At 63.2% G+C, this 17,779-nt stretch carries 17 protein-coding genes; 8 read left to right on the top strand and 9 right to left on the bottom strand.

Annotated features, from left to right (window positions below; translation table 11 throughout):
* Positions 1-357: 357 nt before the first annotated feature.
* Positions 358-1,134, bottom strand: a complete 777-nt coding sequence (locus DVO78_RS01780; protein WP_120003074.1) for a rhomboid family intramembrane serine protease — start codon at positions 1,132-1,134, stop codon at positions 358-360.
* A gap of 190 nt (positions 1,135-1,324) precedes the next feature.
* Here DVO78_RS01780 and DVO78_RS01775 point away from each other — a divergent pair, with 190 nt between their 5' ends.
* Complete coding sequence (locus tag DVO78_RS01775) at positions 1,325-2,698, top strand: class II fumarate hydratase (RefSeq protein WP_238385098.1); 1,374 nt, start codon at positions 1,325-1,327, stop codon at positions 2,696-2,698.
* Here DVO78_RS01775 and DVO78_RS01770 read toward each other — a convergent pair.
* Both DVO78_RS01770 and DVO78_RS01765 read right to left on the bottom strand, forming a co-directional pair.
* Positions 2,686-4,371 carry an AMP-binding protein gene (locus DVO78_RS01770; RefSeq protein WP_120003072.1) on the bottom strand — a complete coding sequence of 562 codons (1,686 nt, stop codon included), beginning with the start codon at positions 4,369-4,371 and terminating at the stop codon, positions 2,686-2,688. The genes DVO78_RS01775 and DVO78_RS01770 overlap by 13 nt on opposite strands.
* Positions 4,372-4,466: 95 nt before the next feature.
* Positions 4,467-5,111, bottom strand: coding sequence for a TetR/AcrR family transcriptional regulator (locus tag DVO78_RS01765; protein WP_120003071.1), 645 nt, complete (start codon positions 5,109-5,111; stop codon positions 4,467-4,469).
* A 100-nt stretch (positions 5,112-5,211) separates the two neighbouring features.
* On the opposite strand from DVO78_RS01765, the gene DVO78_RS01760 reads away from it, so the two are divergent.
* Genes DVO78_RS01760 through DVO78_RS01740 form a run of 5 tightly spaced genes read left to right on the top strand, consistent with a single transcriptional unit; the run spans position 5,212 to position 11,484 of the window.
* Positions 5,212-6,807, top strand: a complete 1,596-nt coding sequence (locus DVO78_RS01760) for a carboxyl transferase domain-containing protein (RefSeq protein ID WP_420799047.1) — start codon at positions 5,212-5,214, stop codon at positions 6,805-6,807.
* Between the two features lie 8 nt (positions 6,808-6,815).
* Entirely contained in the window at positions 6,816-8,918 is a 2,103-nt protein-coding gene (locus tag DVO78_RS01755) for an acetyl/propionyl/methylcrotonyl-CoA carboxylase subunit alpha (RefSeq protein WP_120003170.1), read from the top strand.
* 1 nt (position 8,919) lies between these two features.
* A complete protein-coding gene (locus DVO78_RS01750; protein WP_120003069.1) occupies positions 8,920-10,083 on the top strand; it encodes an acyl-CoA dehydrogenase family protein in 1,164 nt (387 codons plus the stop codon).
* A gap of 16 nt (positions 10,084-10,099) precedes the next feature.
* Positions 10,100-10,624: a MaoC family dehydratase gene (locus DVO78_RS01745; protein ID WP_238385080.1), complete on the top strand. Its 525-nt coding sequence runs from the start codon at positions 10,100-10,102 to the stop codon at positions 10,622-10,624.
* A 2-nt stretch (positions 10,625-10,626) separates the two neighbouring features.
* Positions 10,627-11,484: an HpcH/HpaI aldolase/citrate lyase family protein gene (locus tag DVO78_RS01740; RefSeq protein ID WP_120003068.1), complete on the top strand. Its 858-nt coding sequence runs from the start codon at positions 10,627-10,629 to the stop codon at positions 11,482-11,484.
* Here DVO78_RS01740 and DVO78_RS01735 read toward each other — a convergent pair.
* Both DVO78_RS01735 and DVO78_RS01730 read right to left on the bottom strand, forming a co-directional pair.
* A complete protein-coding gene (locus tag DVO78_RS01735) occupies positions 11,477-11,977 on the bottom strand; it encodes an NUDIX hydrolase (protein ID WP_120003067.1) in 501 nt (166 codons plus the stop codon). The genes DVO78_RS01740 and DVO78_RS01735 overlap by 8 nt on opposite strands.
* A gap of 26 nt (positions 11,978-12,003) precedes the next feature.
* The gene (locus DVO78_RS01730; RefSeq protein ID WP_162301551.1) at positions 12,004-12,453 is read right to left on the bottom strand and encodes a Rossmann-fold NAD(P)-binding domain-containing protein; all 450 of its coding nucleotides are present in this window, start codon (positions 12,451-12,453) and stop codon (positions 12,004-12,006) included.
* A 306-nt stretch (positions 12,454-12,759) separates the two neighbouring features.
* Between DVO78_RS01730 and DVO78_RS01725 the strand changes: the two genes are divergently transcribed.
* Both DVO78_RS01725 and galE read left to right on the top strand, forming a co-directional pair.
* Entirely contained in the window at positions 12,760-13,611 is an 852-nt protein-coding gene (locus tag DVO78_RS01725) for a hypothetical protein (RefSeq protein WP_157983804.1), read from the top strand.
* A 53-nt stretch (positions 13,612-13,664) separates the two neighbouring features.
* The gene (gene galE / locus DVO78_RS01720; protein ID WP_120003064.1) at positions 13,665-14,606 is read left to right on the top strand and encodes a UDP-glucose 4-epimerase GalE; all 942 of its coding nucleotides are present in this window, start codon (positions 13,665-13,667) and stop codon (positions 14,604-14,606) included.
* A 28-nt stretch (positions 14,607-14,634) separates the two neighbouring features.
* On the opposite strand, the gene DVO78_RS01715 is transcribed toward galE, so the two are convergent.
* The 4 genes from DVO78_RS01715 to DVO78_RS01700 all read right to left on the bottom strand — a co-directional run bounded on the left by DVO78_RS01715 (position 14,635) and on the right by DVO78_RS01700 (position 17,733).
* Entirely contained in the window at positions 14,635-15,879 is a 1,245-nt protein-coding gene (locus DVO78_RS01715; RefSeq protein WP_120003063.1) for an ATP-binding protein, read from the bottom strand.
* Positions 15,880-15,970: 91 nt separating this feature from the next.
* The gene (locus DVO78_RS01710) at positions 15,971-16,486 is read right to left on the bottom strand and encodes a prepilin peptidase (RefSeq protein WP_120003062.1); all 516 of its coding nucleotides are present in this window, start codon (positions 16,484-16,486) and stop codon (positions 15,971-15,973) included.
* A gap of 4 nt (positions 16,487-16,490) precedes the next feature.
* On the bottom strand, positions 16,491-17,117 hold the full coding sequence (locus DVO78_RS01705) for a carbonic anhydrase (RefSeq protein ID WP_120003061.1): 627 nt from the start codon (positions 17,115-17,117) through the stop codon (positions 16,491-16,493).
* Positions 17,110-17,733: a DUF4245 domain-containing protein gene (locus DVO78_RS01700; RefSeq protein WP_157983803.1), complete on the bottom strand. Its 624-nt coding sequence runs from the start codon at positions 17,731-17,733 to the stop codon at positions 17,110-17,112. Before DVO78_RS01700 ends, DVO78_RS01705 begins: the two co-directional genes overlap by 8 nt.
* Positions 17,734-17,779: the final 46 nt, after the last annotated feature.

The raw sequence follows: 17,779 nt of genomic DNA, 5'->3' as shown, positions 1-17,779 counted from the left end.
GCATGTCCATGATTCAGCTTCGCAATGTGTCTGAAGAGATTCACCGGGGATTGAAGGCGTGTGCCGCCCGGCGGGAAAGACTCTCTGACTACGTTGCTGAGGAACTTGCTCGGGCTTTGCGCAGACCCGGCCAGCGGACGAAGTCAGGTTCGTTCTCGCTGCGCTCCCAATGGAGCCGGTGCCGCACTACCCGCTGCTGCCCAGGGCATGGGAGTTGAGAGGCAACCTCTCCGCCTACGACGCGTTGTGCGTGGCCATGTCAGAGAACCTTGAGGCTCCACTCATCACGACTGATGTCACGCTTGCCAAAGTCCCAGGTCACAGAGCCCAGATCCACGCCATCAGCTGGCCTCCGGATCAGAGGTACTTGCTGTAGTCGATCTCCATGCCGTCGTCGGAATCCTCGGGTTTGTTGCGGCGTCGGGAGCGGCCGGTGGTCTGGGGCGGTGCGGCGAGCTCGGCGGCGGAGGAGGTGCCCACCTGCCGCTGGGCTCGTGCCTCCTTGGTGAAGAAGAAGGCTACCGCCACGCCTGCGACCGCCCCGGCGAGGTGTCCGGTCCAGGAGACCCCCGGGGTGATCGGCAGCATCCCGATCAGCATGGAGATCCCGTAGACGAAGGCTACGACAATGCCGAACAGCATCGCCAGGAACCTGCGAGCCAGGATCGCGTAGGTCACGATGAAGGCGGCGAAACCGTAGATCACCGTGGAGGCGCCGACGTGGTTCACCACGCAGTTCCCGCCGTGGCAGACCCACGGAGTGCCGATGAGCCACAGGACAGCCCCGGACAGCAGCCAGAGGGAGACCATCACCGTGGTGAACCGTTTGGTGAGCATTGAGGTCATTCCGCCCAGCACCAGCCAGGACATGGTGTTGCCGATCAGATGAGCGAACCCTCCGTGCAGCAACGGCATGAAGAGAATCCCGATCAGTCCGCTGAGGTCCCGGGCGTTCAGCGCCAAAGACCGGTTGAACCAGTTGCCCAGCACCAAGGAGAGGATGAACATCACCCACATCGCGACCAGCGGCAGGATCACCGGGATGAAGGTTCGCTTCATCGTGGCGACAAGGTCACCGCCGATGGAGCGTGCAGAGTCGCCGGAGTGGCCGGGGGATTGGAACTGTGTGCTCATACTCCCATGGTACGGAAGACTAGGGTGACGTCATCCCTGAGACTGCCCTGATCCAACCCTGGTTCTGAGGTTAGGATGAATTCGATAAGACAGCGGGCCGGATCGCGGTTCGCGAGGATTACCACGCAAGGAGCGAGCGAACGTGAGCACTGCCTCCACTGAGACCGAGTACCGTATTGAGCGCGACACCATGGGCGAGGTGAAGGTGCCAGCCCATGCCCTCTACCGTGCGCAGACCCAGCGCGCAGTCGAGAACTTCCCGATCTCCGGGCGCACTCTTGAGCCGGCCCACATCGAGGCTCTGGCTCGGGTGAAGAAGGCCGCCGCGCAGGCCAATGCCGAACTCGGAGTGCTGGATGCCGACCTGGCGGAGGCGATTGTGGCCGCCGCCGATCAGGTGGTCACAGGGGAGTTGGACGAGCACTTCCCAGTGGATGTCTTCCAGACTGGCTCGGGCACCAGCTCGAACATGAACACCAACGAGGTCCTGGCCAGCCTGGCCAATAAGTACCTGGCCGATAAGGGCTCGGACTCCGAAGTCCACCCCAACGACCACGTCAACGCCTCCCAGTCCTCCAACGACGTCTTTCCCACCAGCGTTCACGTGGCCGCCACCTCGGCGCTGATCAACGACCTCAAGCCAGCCCTGGCCTACCTGGCTGAGGCGCTGGAGGAGAAAGCCGGTGAGTTCGCCGAGATCGTGAAGTCCGGCCGCACCCATCTGATGGACGCCACCCCAGTGACCCTCGGCCAGGAGTTCTCCGGCTACGCAGCCCAGGTCCGCTACGGCATCGAGCGTATTGACTCCTCGCTGCCGCGGGTGGCGGAGGTTCCGCTGGGCGGCACCGCAGTGGGCACCGGCATCAATACCCCGCTGGGCTTTGCTGAGAAGGCCATCGCCAATCTCGCCGAAGACTCCGGCCTGCCGCTGACCGAGGCCCGGGACCACTTCGAGGCCCAGGCCAACCGCGACGGACTGGTGGAGGCCTCCGGGCAGCTGCGCACCATCGCCTATTCGCTGATGAAGATCAACAATGATCTGCGCTGGATGGGCTCTGGCCCCAACACCGGCCTGGGTGAGCTGGCCATCCCGGATCTGCAGCCGGGATCCTCCATCATGCCCGGCAAGGTCAACCCGGTGATCTGTGAGTCCGCCATCCAGGTTTGCGCCCAGGTCATCGGCAATGACACCACAGTGGCACTGTCCTCCACCAACGGGGCCTTTGAGCTCAATGTGGGTATTCCGGTGATGGCTGCGAACCTGCTGGAGTCTGTGCGTCTGCTCTCCAACACCTCCCGGGTGATGGCAGACAAGATGATTAAGGGTCTGACCGCCAATGCCGAGCGCTGCACCTTCCTGGCTGGCGCCTCACCGTCTGTGGTGACCCCGCTGAACAAGCACATCGGCTACGAGGCTGCCGCCGAGATCGCCAAGCACGCGGTGAAGAACAAGGTCACCGTGCGCGAGGCGGTGGTGGAGCTGGGCTACCTGGAGCGCGGCGATCTGACCGAGGAGCAGCTCGACAGCGCGCTCGATGTCATGTCGATGACTCACCCGGGATGAGCCCGTGCGTCATCGACAGTTCCGGGAGTGGCCAATAGGTCCACTGCCTGCTGACGCATCTGTACTTTGCGCACCTTCCCGGTGACAGTGGTCGGGAACTCGTCGACGACAACCAGGTACCGGGGGATCTTGTACCTGGCCAGCTGGCCCGCACAGAACTCCTGGAGGCTGCGCGCGGTGAGCGGTGGGGCAGAGTCATCCACCCGCACCCAGGCCATCAGCTCCTCGCCGTACGTGTCGTCGGGGACCCCGATCACTTGTGCATCGATGATGTCCGGGTGGGTGTAGAGAAACTCCTCTATCTCCCTGGGGTAGATGTTCTCTCCACCTCGCAGCACCATGTCCTTGATACGTCCGGTGACCCTGATATACCCCTGGGCGTCCATGCATCCAAGATCGCCGGTATGCATCCAGCCGTCGGCATCGATGGCCTCACGAGTCTTCTGCTCGTTGTCCCAGTAGCCGTTCATCACCAGGTAACCACGGGTGCAGATCTCACCATCGGTGTCGACCGGCAGCGTCTCGCCGCTGGCCGGGTCGATGATCTTCATGTCCACGTGCGGCCCCACCCGTCCGACGGTGCCGACCCGAAGGTCGAGAGGGTCATCGGGCTGAGTTTGTGCCGAGACCGGCGAGGTCTCCGTCATGCCGTAGCAGATGGTGACCTCGGACATGTTCATGGTGTTGATCACCTTGCGCATGATCTCCTCCGGGCACGGCGAACCAGCCATGATCCCCGTGCGCAGGGAAGAGAGGTCGAACTCCGCGAAGTTCTCCAGTCCGATCTCGGCGATAAACATGGTCGGCACCCCGTAGAGGCTGGTGCAGCGCTCGCTCTCTACGGTGCGCAGGGTGGCTTCCGGGTCGAAGGCCGGCGCGGGGATCACTGCGGCTGAGGCATGTGTGATGGCCGCCAGGTTTCCCATCACCATGCCGAAGCAGTGGTAGAACGGCACCGGGATGCATATGCGGTCGGCCTCGGTGTAGCGGTTGATCTCGCCCACGAAGAACCCGTTGTTGAGAATGTTGCGATGACTCAGCGTGGCACCCTTTGGGAACCCGGTGGTTCCGGAGGTGTACTGGATGTTGATCGGGTCCTCATTGGTCAGTCCGGCGCCGATGCGGTTCAACGCCTCGTCATCGGCCTCAGTCCTGACGAGCTCGTTCCAGATGTCATCACCCATGATGACCGTCAGGTCCAGTGAGCCGAGTTCAGCATGGGCCGCTGAGAGCATGGCGGGGTAGTCCTGCGTCTTGAACGCGCCTGATGCCACCACCGTTGTGATTCCGGCCTGCTCCAGCACGTAATTGAGCTCGCGCTGGCGGTAGGCAGGATTGATGGTGACCAATATGACGCCCAGCTCGGCGGTGGCGAACTGGGTCAGCGTCCATTCCCAGCTATTCGGCCCCCAGATCCCCACCCGTTGGCCCTTGACCACTCCTGCCCGGTGCAGACCGGTCGCCAGGCGCCGGACATCATGGTGGAACTGCGCATAGGTCCAGCGCCTGCCCGCATGGACATCCACCAGTGCCTCATGGTCGGGGAACCTCTCCGCGGTGCGTTGCAGAGCTGCACCGATTGTTGTTTCCAGCAGGGGGGTGTCAGTGGGACCGGTGCTGTGCGCGCCGGTGAGCCGGTCATTGTCCGGAGGGGATATGTCCTCAGCGTTCATATGATCTCCTCAACGGCTAGGAACCACGTGGGCGGGTCACTGCGCCAGATTCCAGTTAATGACCCTAAACTCAAGCTAGCACGGCGTGATGAGGCTCACAAGGCAGTGCACTCAATGGTGGCCCGGGCCATGCTTGTCAGCGTGAAAGAGATCTCAGCGGCTTCCTCGGGGGAGGGGGGATCTCCGTAGGAATGCTTCAACGAATGTGCTGTGGAGTTGATCAAGCCGAAAATCCCGTGAATCCGGGTGCGCAGCTGGATTCGGCTTGCCTGCGGGTGAATGGTGCCAAGAACCTGAGTCCAGATGCGGATGTACTCCCGCTGCATTCGCCGCACTCTGCGCTGGTCGGCTTCGAGCAGCTGGAGCATCTCCTGCTCCTGGACGCGGATGATCTCCGGGCTGCTGAGTGCGAAATCCACGTGGAACGCCACGAGCCTATCGATCCGCTGCTCGATGTCAGCTTCCTCAGCCTGAATCTGTTGTGCGCCCTCGAGCAGCCCGGCGCTGACCTCCACCAGCAGGTGGCCCAAAAGGTCTTGCTTTCCCTTGAAGTGCCGGTAGATGGCCTGCCCGGAAACCCCCACGCTGCTCCCGATATCGTCAAGAGTCACGGAGGCGTAGCCATGTGTGCCGAAGAGCCGGCCCGCTGCTTCCAGGAGATTTCGGTAGCGCTGTTCCTTCTCGGCCTGTCGCCGGGTTCTGGGCCGTTGGCCGGTGTAGTCGACTGTTGAGCTGGACAAAAGTGATCACCACCACTATCTTTAGTTTCAGTTAGTCTACATTAACTCAAATTCGTTTAGGCGTGCTCAGACCAGTAAGGAGGATGTTGTGGAATCACTCCTGAGCCAAGCGGCCCCTGAATCAGCGCAGTTTCGCAGCAATGAGCAGCTGAACCGGCAACTGGCCGCAGAGTTGCGTGAGCACCTGCACAAAGTCTCTCTGGGCGGGTCTGAGAAATCTCGGCAGCGTCATCTCGACCGGGGCAGGCTGCTGCCCCGCCAGCGGGTCAAGCGGCTCCTGGATGAGGGCAGTCCGTTCCTGGAGATCGGAGCATTGGCAGCACACGGTCTGTATGACGACGACGCCCCGGGCGCGGGGATCATTACCGGGATCGGCGTGGTGCACGGCCGGCAGGTGATGGTCGTCTGCAACGACTCCACGGTCAAGGGCGGTACGTACTTCCCGATGACTGCCAAGAAGCACCTGCGGGCTCAGGAGATCGCCGAGGAGAACCACCTGCCCTGCCTCTACCTGGTGGACTCCGGGGGCGCGTTCCTGCCGATGCAGGATGAGGTCTTCCCCGACAAAGACCACTTCGGCCGGATCTTCTACAACCAGTCGAACCTTTCGGCCAAGAAGATCCCGCAGATCGCCGCAGTCCTTGGCGCCTGCACCGCCGGCGGTGCCTATGTCCCGGCGATGAGTGATGAGTCGGTCATCGTACGCAACCAGGGCACCATCTTTCTGGGCGGGCCGCCGTTGGTGAAAGCTGCCACCGGTGAGGTGGTCACTGCCGAGGATCTGGGTGGTGCCACAGTCCATACCGCGGAATCCGGGGTTGCTGACCATATTGCTGAGAACGATGACCACGCACTGCAGATCCTCCGCGACATCGTCGCCACTCTCCCGCCACCGGTGCCGCGAGCCTGGGGAATTGAGCCCGTCGCCCCACCGGAGCATCGGGCCGAAGAGCTCTACGGGCTGATCCCGCAGGATGTGAACCAGCCCTTCGAGGTCCGTGAGGTGATCGCCCGGATCGTCGACGGTAGCCTATTCCACGAGTTCAAGCGCGACTACGGCACCACGCTGGTCACCGGGTTCGCTCGCATTGACGGGCATCCGGTGGGAATCGTGGCCAATAACGGCATTCTGTTCTCGGAGTCATCGCTGAAAGGAGCGCACTTCATCGAGCTCTGCGACCAGCGCGGCATCCCCCTGGTCTTCCTGCAGAACATCTCAGGGTTCATGGTCGGCCGGGACTACGAGGCCGGCGGGATCGCCAAGCACGGGGCCAAGATGGTGACCGCTGTGGCCACCACCCGGGTGCCGAAGATCACGGTGATCATCGGAGGGTCCTTCGGTGCCGGAAACTACTCCATGTGCGGACGAGCCTACTCCCCGCGGTTCCTGTTCATGTGGCCCAACGCCCGGATCTCGGTGATGGGCGGGACCCAGGCTGCCTCTGTCCTGGCCACCGTCAAGCGGGACCAGATGGAGGCGGTCGGAGAACACTGGCCGCAGGATGAGGAGGACGCCTTCAAGGCTCCCATCAAGGAGAAGTACGAGTCGCAGGGCCAGCCCTACTACTCCACTGCCAGGCTCTGGGACGATGGCATCATCGACCCCGCTGACACCCGCCGGGTGCTGGGCATGGCACTGGAGACCTGTGCGCGAGCGCCGCTGCCTCAGACCAGTTTCGGCCTGTTCAGGATGTGATGATCGATATGGCACTCTCAGACCTGAAAGCAGGCGCCACCGCAGAAGGCCGAGAGGCGGCGGAACATGCGCCCTCCGCTGGGACCAGCACTGACGCGCTCTTCACCACGGTGTTGGTGGCCAACCGCGGGGAGATCGCCTGCCGGGTGATCCGTACCCTGCACAGCTTGGCGATCAGCTCGGTGGCGGTGTATTCAGAAGCGGACGCCGCAGCCAAGCACGTCGCGTTGGCAGACAGGGCTGTGTGCCTGGGGCCGGCCGCGGCCACGGCGTCGTACTTGAATATTGAGGCAGTCATCGGGGCCGCCAAGGCAACCGGTGCTGAGGCCATTCACCCCGGCTACGGGTTCCTCTCGGAGAACGTCGCGTTCGCTCAGGCTTGTGCTGAGGCAGGCATCACCTTCATCGGACCGGGCGCACATGCCCTGGAGGTCATGGGCGACAAGATCCGTTCCAAGAACCACGTGGCCCGGGCAGGCGTGCCGTTGGTGCAGGGAATCAGCGAACCGGGACTCAGCGATGACCAGCTGGTGTCCGCAGCCGCGGAGATGACTTTTCCAGTGCTGATCAAACCCTCAGCCGGCGGTGGCGGCAAGGGAATGCATGTTGTCCAACGCCACCAGGATCTGGCCGAGACGCTGACGACGGCTCGGCGGGTGGCTCAGGCCGCCTTCGGCGACGACACGCTGTTCATTGAGCAGCTCATCAGCTCACCCCGGCATATCGAGGTTCAAGTCCTCGCCGATGCCCACGGCGGGGTCATCCACCTGGGTGAGCGTGAATGCTCGCTGCAGCGGCGCCACCAGAAGGTGATTGAGGAGGCGCCATCAACGCTTCTGGATGAGCAGACCCGGCAGCGCATCGGTGAAGCCGCCTGCAGTGTGGCCCGCAGCGTCGGCTACCGCGGAGCCGGAACGGTGGAGTTCCTGGTCTCGGACAAGGACCCGTCGACGTTCTACTTCATGGAGATGAACACCCGGCTGCAGGTCGAGCATCCGGTCACCGAAGAGGTCACCGGGATCGACCTGGTGGAGCAGCAGATCCGCATCGCGGCAGGACAGCCGCTGGGACTGGAGCAGGGCGAGGTCCGGCTCACCGGACATTCGGTCGAGGCCCGGGTCTACGCAGAGGACGCGCAGGCGGGCTTTATGCCCAGCACCGGAGAGATTCTGACCCTGGAGGAGCCCCAGGGCGTGGGCGTACGAGTCGACTCGGGACTCCTGGAGGGCCAGCGGATCGGCACCGAGTATGACCCTATGCTGGCCAAGATCATTGCCACCGGCGGCTGCCGTGAGCAGGCACTGGCCCGGCTTGACCGGGCACTGGGACAGATGGTGGTGCTGGGGGTGACCACCAACACCGGATACCTCCAGCAGCTGGTCCAGGACCCGGATGTCCGTAGCGGGCGTATGGACACCACGATGATCGAGCGGAAGCTGCCGGCCATGTCCTTCCCGGTGCCGCAGCAGCACCACGCTGAGGCTGCCGCGCGGTTTGCCATGCCGAGTGCTGATCTCGCAGACACTCCGAGCGCCTGGCGGCTGGATGGCTGGCGGTCCGGCGCAGCAGAGCCTGCCCAGTACCAGGTCCTCGCGCAGCACGACGACGCCGCCGCACCCTTCCAGGTGACATTCCAGGGCAGAATCACCCTGGAGCCCACTGCGGGCAGCGGACGGTACCTCTTGCGCAGTGGGGGCCGGACCCTGCCGGTGCGCCTGAGATGTGGTGAACGCCGGCCAGAGGGCACCACGGTGTGGATCCACGCCGAGGACTTCACCGGCGCACTGACGGTCCTGGACCACCAGGCCCAGACCCTGCGCCAGCTGGCGGAGATCGACGCTGAGCTCACCGAAGCCGTCCCCGAGGTCAGGGCACCTATGCCGGGCACCGTGGTGGCGCTCGGCGTCGTCACCGGCGACCAGGTGAGCGCCGGAGACGTCCTGGTCACCATCGAAGCGATGAAGATGGAGCACCAGCTCACCGCCCCGCTGGAGGGCCGAGCCCGAATCCATGTCAGCCAGGGGGACACCGTCCGCCTGGGACAGGTGGTGGCAGCAGTGGAAGCAGATCCCGAGGCCGCCCTGGCAGACCCCGAGAGTAAGGAGACCTGAGATGACCCAGTTGCTATCCGAAGACCACCAGGCACTCGCCGAATCCGTGCGCGACTTCGCCGAACAGGTCATCGCGCCGGTCTCGGCCAAGCACGACGCCGAGCACAGCTTTCCCTACGAGGTCATCTCCCAGATGGGCAGCATGGGATTGTTCGGCCTGCCCTTCGACGAGGAGTACGGGGGAGAGGGAGGGGACTATCTGGCGTTCTGCCTGGCACTGGAGGAGATCGCCAAGATCGACCAGTCGGTGGCGATCACTCTAGAGGCCGGCGTCGGGCTCGGTGCCATGCCGCTCTACCGCTACGGCAACGAGGCCCAGAAGCAGACCTGGCTGCCTGATCTGCTGGCTGGCAAGAAGCTGGCCGGATTCGGCCTCACCGAGGCCGATGCCGGCTCCGATGCCTCTGGAACCAAGACCACGGCCTCCGTGGAGGGCGGCCAATGGGTGATTGACGGCACCAAGGAGTTCATCACCAATTCCGGTACTGACATCACCTCGCTGGTGACCGTCACCGCGGTCACCGATACGCTCCAGCAGCCCGGGGGCAGCATCAAGAAAGAGATCTCCACCATCATCGTGCCTAGCGGCACCCCAGGGTTCTCTGTCGGCTCCGGATACGACAAGGTCGGCTGGAACTCCTCGGACACCCACCCGCTGTCCTTCACCGACTGCCGGGTCCCGGAGGAGAACCTGTTGGGTCAGCGCGGCCGCGGCTACGCGAACTTCTTAGGGATCCTCGACGAAGGACGTATCGCCATTGCGGCTTTGGCCACCGGTGCCGCGCAGGGCTGTGTGGACCAGGCGGTGCAGTATGCCAAGGAGCGCCGGGCCTTCGGCTCAGAGATCAGCTCCTACCAGGGGATTTCCTTTAAGATCGCCCGGATGCAGGCCCGCGCCCACACCGCCAGGCAGGCCTATTACCAGGCTGCGCTGCTGATGGCCGCCGGCAAACCCTTCAAGACTGAGGCCTCCATCGCCAAGCTGGTGGCCGGCGAGGCCGCCATGGACAATGCGCGCGATGCTACCCAGGTCTTCGGCGGCTACGGGTTCATCAATGAGTACACTGTGGCCCGCCACTACCGGGATTCGAAGATCCTCGAGGTCGGTGAGGGCACCACCGAGGTCCAGCTGATGCTCATTGCCCGTTCGCTGGGGTTGGACTGAGCAGGGGAGGGGAATCGTGACTGACCGGCAGAGATCCGAGCCACCAGTGGTGCAGCAGCGCGGACGGTACTTCGATGAGCTCGAGGTCGGCACCGTGTTCAAGCACGCCCCCGGGCGCACGGTCACCGAGGCCGACAACGTTCTGTTCACCACGATGACCATGAACACCCAGTCGCTGCACCTGGACGCGCATTGGGCGGCCGGCCAGCCATTCGGTCAGCCGCTGGTGAATTCGATGTTCACCCTCGCCACCCTGGTGGGGGCCTCAGTGGCGCAGCTGAGCCAGGGCACCATCGTGGCGAACCTCGGCTTCGAATCGGTGACCTTCCCGCATCCGCTCTACCACGGTGACACCCTATACTCGGAGTCCGAGATCCTCAGCATGCGCGAGTCCTCCTCCCGCCCGGGGCAGGGAATCGTGACCGTGAAGCATATCGGACGCAACCAGCACGGAACCGTGGTGGCCGAGTGCGTGCGCAGTGTGATGCTCTGGCTCAAGGACCACCACCAGAACGACGACGCCGCCACAGCCGGAGAGTGACCATGACGTCCAGCCAGCCAGCCAGCTTTACCCTGGGACCGGCCATCCTGTTCTGCCCGGCTGACCGCCCCGACCGCTACCAGAAGGCCGCTGAGCGGTCCGACGCCGTCATCCTGGACCTAGAGGACGCGGTGGCCCCTGCTGATAAGCCTGCTGCGCGGATCGCGGCTGTCGAACACCTCTCCGGGATGAGCGCTGAGCGCCGGGCCCGTAATGTGTTCCGGGTCAACCCGGCTGGATCCGAGGATTTTCAGGCTGATGTGACAGTGCTGGCGGAAGCTGCGCCGCAGTATGTGATGCTCGCCAAGGCGGAGAGTGCAGACGACGTGGAGGCGCTGCACCGCAGGTTGCCGGAAGCTCAGGTCATTGCGCTGTGCGAGACCGCTGCCGGAGCGGCTGCTGCCCCACTGATTGCTGCTCATCCTGCCACTGCGGCGATGATGTGGGGAGCAGAGGACCTCATCGCCTCCATCGGGGGAACCTCATCCCGGCTGCCCGGCGGCACTTACCGGGACATCGCTCGCCATGTGCGCAGCACAGTTCTGCTCTCAGCTGCTGCCCATGGGAAGGGGGCGATCGATGCCATCTATGCAGACATCGCCGATGCCGAAGGGCTGGCCGAGGAGGCGGCCGATGCGGTCGGCAGCGGATTCACCGCCAAGGCCTGCATCCATCCCGGCCAGGTGGAGGTCATCCGGCAGGCCTACCGGCCCACCGAGGAGCAGCTGGAGTACGCCCGGGCGCTGCTTTCAGAAGTTCCCCACCACGGCGGTGTCTTCCAGTTCCGCGGCTCTATGATCGACGGCCCGCTGATCCGCCACGCCGAACTGGTCGTCAAGCGGGCAGAGAGCCTCAGCTGACAAACCTCGCCGGTGCCCCGGCGTCGAGTGCCCACTCGATGCGCTCCCGGTGCTGCTCGGTGAAGGGATGCGGCAGAGCGTCGGTGGGGAACCAGCTGACCTCGGTTGACTCGTCGTCGCCGATTCCCGGCTCACCGGATAGGTATTCCATCTCAAAGGCAATATCGAGAAACCAGCACCTATCCGCATTGGGATAGGTCACAGGTCCATGATCAGAGACTCCGGTGATACGGACCGGACGCGCGACGACGCGAGTCTCCTCCTCTACCTCGCGGGATGCGGCCACCCCGGGCTCCTCACCGGGTTCGAGGATGCCGGAGGTGGCACTCCACTGACCGTTGTCCGAGCGCTTCACCAACAGCACCTCGGGAACCCGTAAGGGGATGCCGTCATCGTCACTGCGGCGCAGTACCACCGCTGTCACCCCCGGCAGGAAGAGCTCCTTGTGCCCGATGTCCTGGCGCAGGTCCTTGATGTACTCCGGTGTTGGCATAGGGAAACCTTACCCACATCGCAGCCTCAGGGGTGTCTGTCCCAGGGGTCGAGTCGTCCGACAACGTGGATCTCACGTGTGCTCTCCATAGCGTTGAGAACTCCGGTCGAAATTTCGGTGTGGGTCAGCCAGCGTGAACCGTTGACGCCGCTGAGGTAACCAAGGATGACGTGGCGGACTCGATGACCAGCGAATGAATCCGCTTGCTCAGTAAGCGCCTCGCGCGGGTCCCTCCCCGCACTGCCCCATACCGGTAACACGAGGGCGTCCTGGGCAACAACGCGTTCCAGTTCGTGCATCAGCGCCTCCCGGTGCGGGGAATGCGCCCAGATGATCAGGTACTTGGCGAGATGTTGTCCTGTTGCTGCCAGGACGTCTTCGACCAGCGTCTCGGGGTCGCTCCAGTCGCTCACCACCGGGAGGAATTGGTCGTGATGATCACCAGTCGGTGCCGCGCGATGAGGCCGGCGTGCCACGACCACGACTTTCAGTCTGCGTTTCAGCAACGCATGAACTGCGGGTCGGAGCATGCCTGTCCCGCCGATGACCACGGCATACTGGGAGCTCTCAGATCTGACGTCTCGCATTTGCCTTCCCCTGTCGGAATCCGGGCGACACCAGCATAATGGCGTGGGTGTGGGTGGTGATATGAAGCTAGTGAGACTGAAGATGATGAACGAGAGTGAACTCGAGTCGACAGCAGCTCCTGCGAGGCTTGAGTGGTTGCGCGAAGTTGCCCCGGCGACCAGTGCTGGGACAGCACATCGAAACGGACATTGCCGATGAACCATCAAGTGGAGCTGCGCTCAAGGGCAGCAAGGCGCATTGCCGAAGCATATGGCTCCGCGCCGAACCTCTCGATGGTGGCCGTCGCAGGTTCCGTGGGTGCTGGGCTGGCGGATCGTTGGTCTGACCTTGAGATCGACTGCTACTGGTATGAATCACCGACGACGGAAGAACGTTTGGCGCCCATCAAGCACCTTGGCGCCGAGCTGACCACACTGTGGGACTACGACGAGGACGACCAGGAGTGGAGCGAGGACTATCGCTTCGATGGACTCCCGGTAACCGTCAGCAACTTTAGAGTCAACACAGTGGACGCTTTCCTTGATGCTGTCCTGATCGAGGGGAATCTCGACACAGTCAAGCATTTTCGTTTAGCCGCACTGCGCAGTTCCTATGCGCTGCGGGGCAGTCAGATGCTGGCGGAGTGGCGGCAGCGAGCGGCAGTTTTTCCCGATAGGCTGGTCCATTCCCTGGTGGAGCGGTCTTTGACCCCGGGTCAGTTCCCTGGTTGGCGTCACCGAGAGGTATTGGTGGCACGAGGTGACGCCATTGCTGTCCGATCACTGCTGGCCGCAGTGGGGGAGGGAGTCTTCGACGCAGTTCTCGCCATCAACCGGATCTACCGATCCCATCGACTGGTCAAGTGGCAGCACTCGCTGTTCGACCAGTGTCGGCTGCTTCCGCCAGAGTTTGCGCCTCGGCTCGAAGGGCTGTGGCACCACGACCTGGAGGTCGCTCTCACTCATGCCGAGGCTCTGTTATTGACGACGCTCGATCTGGCTGAGAATGAGTTCGGCACGTCGTTGGCAAACGTGAGGAATGACCTCATCAGGAAGCGGGACACCTGACCTGCGGGTCTATAGCCACCATGCTGTCATCAACGCCCAGTAGGCTGTCGGGTATGAAACTTCTGGTCACCGGGGGAGCCGGTTACATCGGGGCAGTGGTGGCCCAGCGGCTGCTGGCCGACGGCCACACCGTGGAGATTCTGGACAACCTGACCACCGGGCACGCGAATATGGATCTGCCGGGCGCGGTATGGCACCGCGGGGAAATCGCTGATGCCGGCCAGGTGCTGGATTCCAGCTTCGACGGTGTGGTCCACCTGGCGGCGAAGTCTCTGGTGGGTGAGTCGGTTCAGCACCCGGAGCGGTACTGGCACGGAAACATCGTCGCCTCACTGCAGCTGATCGATGCGATCCGCGCCGCTGGGGTGGAACGGCTGGTGTTCTCCTCCACCGCGGCGGTCTACGGCGAGCCCGGCGTGGAGAAGATCACTGAGGACATCCCCACCCGGCCCACCAACCCCTATGGTGCCTCCAAGCTCGCCATCGACCATATGCTCACCGCCGAGGCGGCTGCCCACGGTCTGGCCGCGGTGAGTCTGAGGTACTTCAATGTGGCCGGAGCCTCCGGCGCGCTGCGGGAGCGGCACGACCCGGAGACGCATCTGATCCCGAATCTGCTCAAGGTCGCACGGGGCGAGGCTGCGGAGGCCAAGATCTTCGGCACTGACTATCCCACCCGTGACGGCACCGCCATTCGTGACTACATCCACGTGGTGGACCTGGCTGATGCGCATGTCAGGGCGCTTGAGGCTGCGGAAGCGGGACGGCACGCCATCTACAACCTCGGCACGGGGACCGGGACCTCCGTTCGGGAGGTAATCGAGGCGGTGCGCGAGGTCACCGGAGAAGACGTTCCGGCCGCGGAGCAACCCCGCCGCCCCGGCGACCCCGCGGTACTGGTGGCATCAGGCGACCTTGCCGCAGCCGAGCTGGGCTGGAAGCCTCAACGGGACATCCGTGAGATGGTGGCCGATGCCTGGGCCGCCCTGCAGTAAGGGGCCGGGATAGCGGCACCGCCATATTTCAGAGGGTGTCCCAGATGGCGCATATGGGAAGCAACCAGATTCGCTCTGCGATTTCTCCGGCGTAGTCCCCAGTGTGGAATATCACCCCTGCCTTGAAACTGGTTCCCATCCGGTCGCGGAACCATTCAAGGTGGCGGGCGTCTCGGCGAGAGACTCGGCGAGACGCTTTTACTTCAATACCGACTGTGACTCCGCCTCGGGATTCCAGAATGAGGTCAATCTCCCTGTCACCGTTGGTGTCGCGAAAGTGGAGGGCACGTACACTTTGGCTGCTCAGCGCCATTAAGGGTCGCAGCTGGGCGAGGACGAAGCTTTCTAAGATTCGTCCTCGCAGTCCAGAGTCGAACTCGACCGCTTCAGGTGAGGTCTCTGTCAACCACATGGCCAATCCGGTGTCAACCATGTGGAGTTTTGGTGTTTTGACCATGCGTGTCAGTCTGTTCTTCTGCCACGCTGGGACTTGCTCGATGATGAAGAGCTCTTCCAGCAGTGACAAGTACTTCTCTGCTACGTACCTACTGGCTCCGGATGCTTCCATCAGTGTCGTGGTCTGGGGTAGGCCTGCGGTGTTCAGCGCTGCTGCTTTGAGGACGTCTAGCATCTGCCGGGGTTGTTTGATTTCCGCAAGTTCAGCGACATCACGAGTGATGAGTTCATCAATATAGCCTTCGTGCCAACGGGAGAGGAGGGATGGTGGCAGCACGGCGGACTCTGGGAATCCGCCCTGGGCTGCCAGGTTGAGGTAGTCACGAGTGGATGGGGCGCTGTCAAACGTCTGATGGGGAAGATCGCCCGCGAAAAGATGGTCAATGAAAGACACCGCGTCGAGGTGTCCTGTCCGCTCAGCCTGAGTAAGACCGTACATCTTCACCGGTGTGAAGCGTCCAGTCCCGGGCCACGTGTTTTGCATGTGCCGCGCACGAACACTGCCGGTGATAAGGAAGCGGCCTGAACCTGTGTGGGTGTCCACTGCACGCTTGACTGCACCGAGACTCTCTGGGACGTACTGCCACTCATCGATCAGAATCGGCGCATCTAAGCGTGTCAGGTAGCGGTCGAGCTCGTCCCGGAAGATGTCTGCGACAGCTGGCTCATCCAATCGCAACACTGAGGCGGCGCGTTCCAAGGCTGTGGTCGTTTTGCCGCTCGCGCGTGGGCCGGTGATCATGAAGGCCGGCAGGTGGGGCATTGTTTCATCGAGGAAATCATCGACGAAGCGCCTGAGGTAGTTCTGCTGAGACATGATCCTTAGTTTCAATCTAGCAGGTTGGGTACTTGAACTTTAGCAGGAAGCAAAGTTGCAATCTAGCAGGGCTACACGACGCGTCGCCTCCTCAGCTGAGGATCAGGGCCCCCGCTGCGCCCAGGATCAGGAACGGGCCGAAGGCGATCCTGCTGGATGAACTGGCCCGTTTGGTGACCAGCAGCCACAGCGAGACCAGGCCACCAATCAGGAAAGACAGTGCGACGGCGGCCAAGAGCACCTCCCAGCCCAGGAAGCCGGCATACATGCCCAGCACCACGGTGAGCTTCACGTCGCCCATGCCGATCGACGGTGGGTGAATCAGCCGAACGGCCAGGAACAGCAGCCCCCACGCCAGGCCCGCGGCGATCGCCCGGCCCAACCCGGGGAGATCGCCGAGCAGGAAGGTGATCAGCACCAGCAGGCTGAGGGTGAAACCGGCCCAAGGGTAGACGATCCTGTTGGGCAGGCGGTGCTGCTGGATGTCGATGAACGCCAGGGCGATGCCGCAGACTGCGAAGGCTCCCCCTCCGATCAGCAGCAGGAGCCCTGCGACAAGGTGTGCCGCGTTCCCCGAGGTGATCAGCTCGCCGACCAGTGATATCACTGACTCACAGGGCTCCGATTTGTGAGACCAGGTCTGCGTTGCCCTCGGCGAGCCGGTAGGTCACCCCGACGACCCCGGTGCGGCCCTCTGAGACGGCATCGTGGAGGACACGGGAATGGTCGACGATGCGGATGGCAGTCTGCTTCACATGCTCCTCCACTGTTTCGTTGATGTTTTGAGCACCAGACCTGTTGGCCGCCAGCACTGACGGGAAGATCCGCTCCACCAGGTTGCGCACATGCCCAGTGGGCAGGGTGCCGGTCTCCGCGGCAGTGATCGCCGCCGAGACCGCGCCGCAGGAATCGTGGCCCAGCACCACGATCAGCGGCACCTGCAGCACGTCCACACTGAACTCCAGGGAACCCATCACCGCATCATCGATCACCTGGCCGGCGGTGCGGACCACAAACACATCGCCCAAGCCCACATCGAAGATGATCTCAGCGGCCAGGCGGGAATCTGAGCAGCCGAAGATCACCGCCATCGGGTGCTGCGAATCAGTCAGCGAAGATCGCCGCGCCGCATTCTGGTTGGGGTGGTGGACGTTGCCGCTGACAAAGCGCTGATTGCCTTCGGTGAGCAGCTGCCACGCCTCGGCCGGTGTGGGTTGCTTCGCCGCCTCGTCACTCATCGTTCTCCTCCACGCCGTCGTTGCGTTCACTGTCCGGAACCTCACGGCCGATGGAGTCGACAATAGCCTCCAGGCCGGCCTGGGCCTCCTCAGCGCCTGCATCGGAGCTGATGACCACCGTGGTGCCGTCGATATGGTTGTCTTCGGCGGCCAGCACATAGTAGTGCCGATCGCCTCGTTCCCGGGTTTCAAAGCTCAGACCTCCCACATTGGTGGTTCCGGTGGCCTGTGCCTGCTCGGTCTCGTCATTGACCCAGGCAGGGTTGGCATTGTCGGTCTGAGCAAAGCCCAGGAAGTTCACCGCATCAGTGGTGTAGCCGACCTCCCAGACCTCCACACCATGCTCGGCGCGGGTCTCCCACCGGGCGTAGTTGGCCGTCCAGCCTGCGGGAACATCGGGGGCTATGGGGGAGTAGCCGGCGACCTCGTCGGCCCAGCCGGCGGCCTCCGGCACATCCTCGTCACGGGTATAGGTGACATCCGGCTCTGGATTCATGAACCACATCAGGGCCAGGATCCCCACCAGAACCGCCATGGTGATGATCATGCCCATCATGGGGGTGCGCAGGCGCTGAGCCTGGGATTGGGTGATCTGCACCGGTCTGTCTTCACTCACGCCCCTCATTGTCTCATTAGCGCAGGCAACACCAACCGATATGCTG

Source organism: Nesterenkonia muleiensis (assembly GCF_003600155.1).
In the GTDB taxonomy this organism is placed as follows: domain Bacteria; phylum Actinomycetota; class Actinomycetes; order Actinomycetales; family Micrococcaceae; genus Nesterenkonia; species Nesterenkonia muleiensis.
The sequence above is the reverse complement of the archived record's forward strand: the minus strand, read 5'-3'. Positions and strand labels throughout refer to the sequence as shown.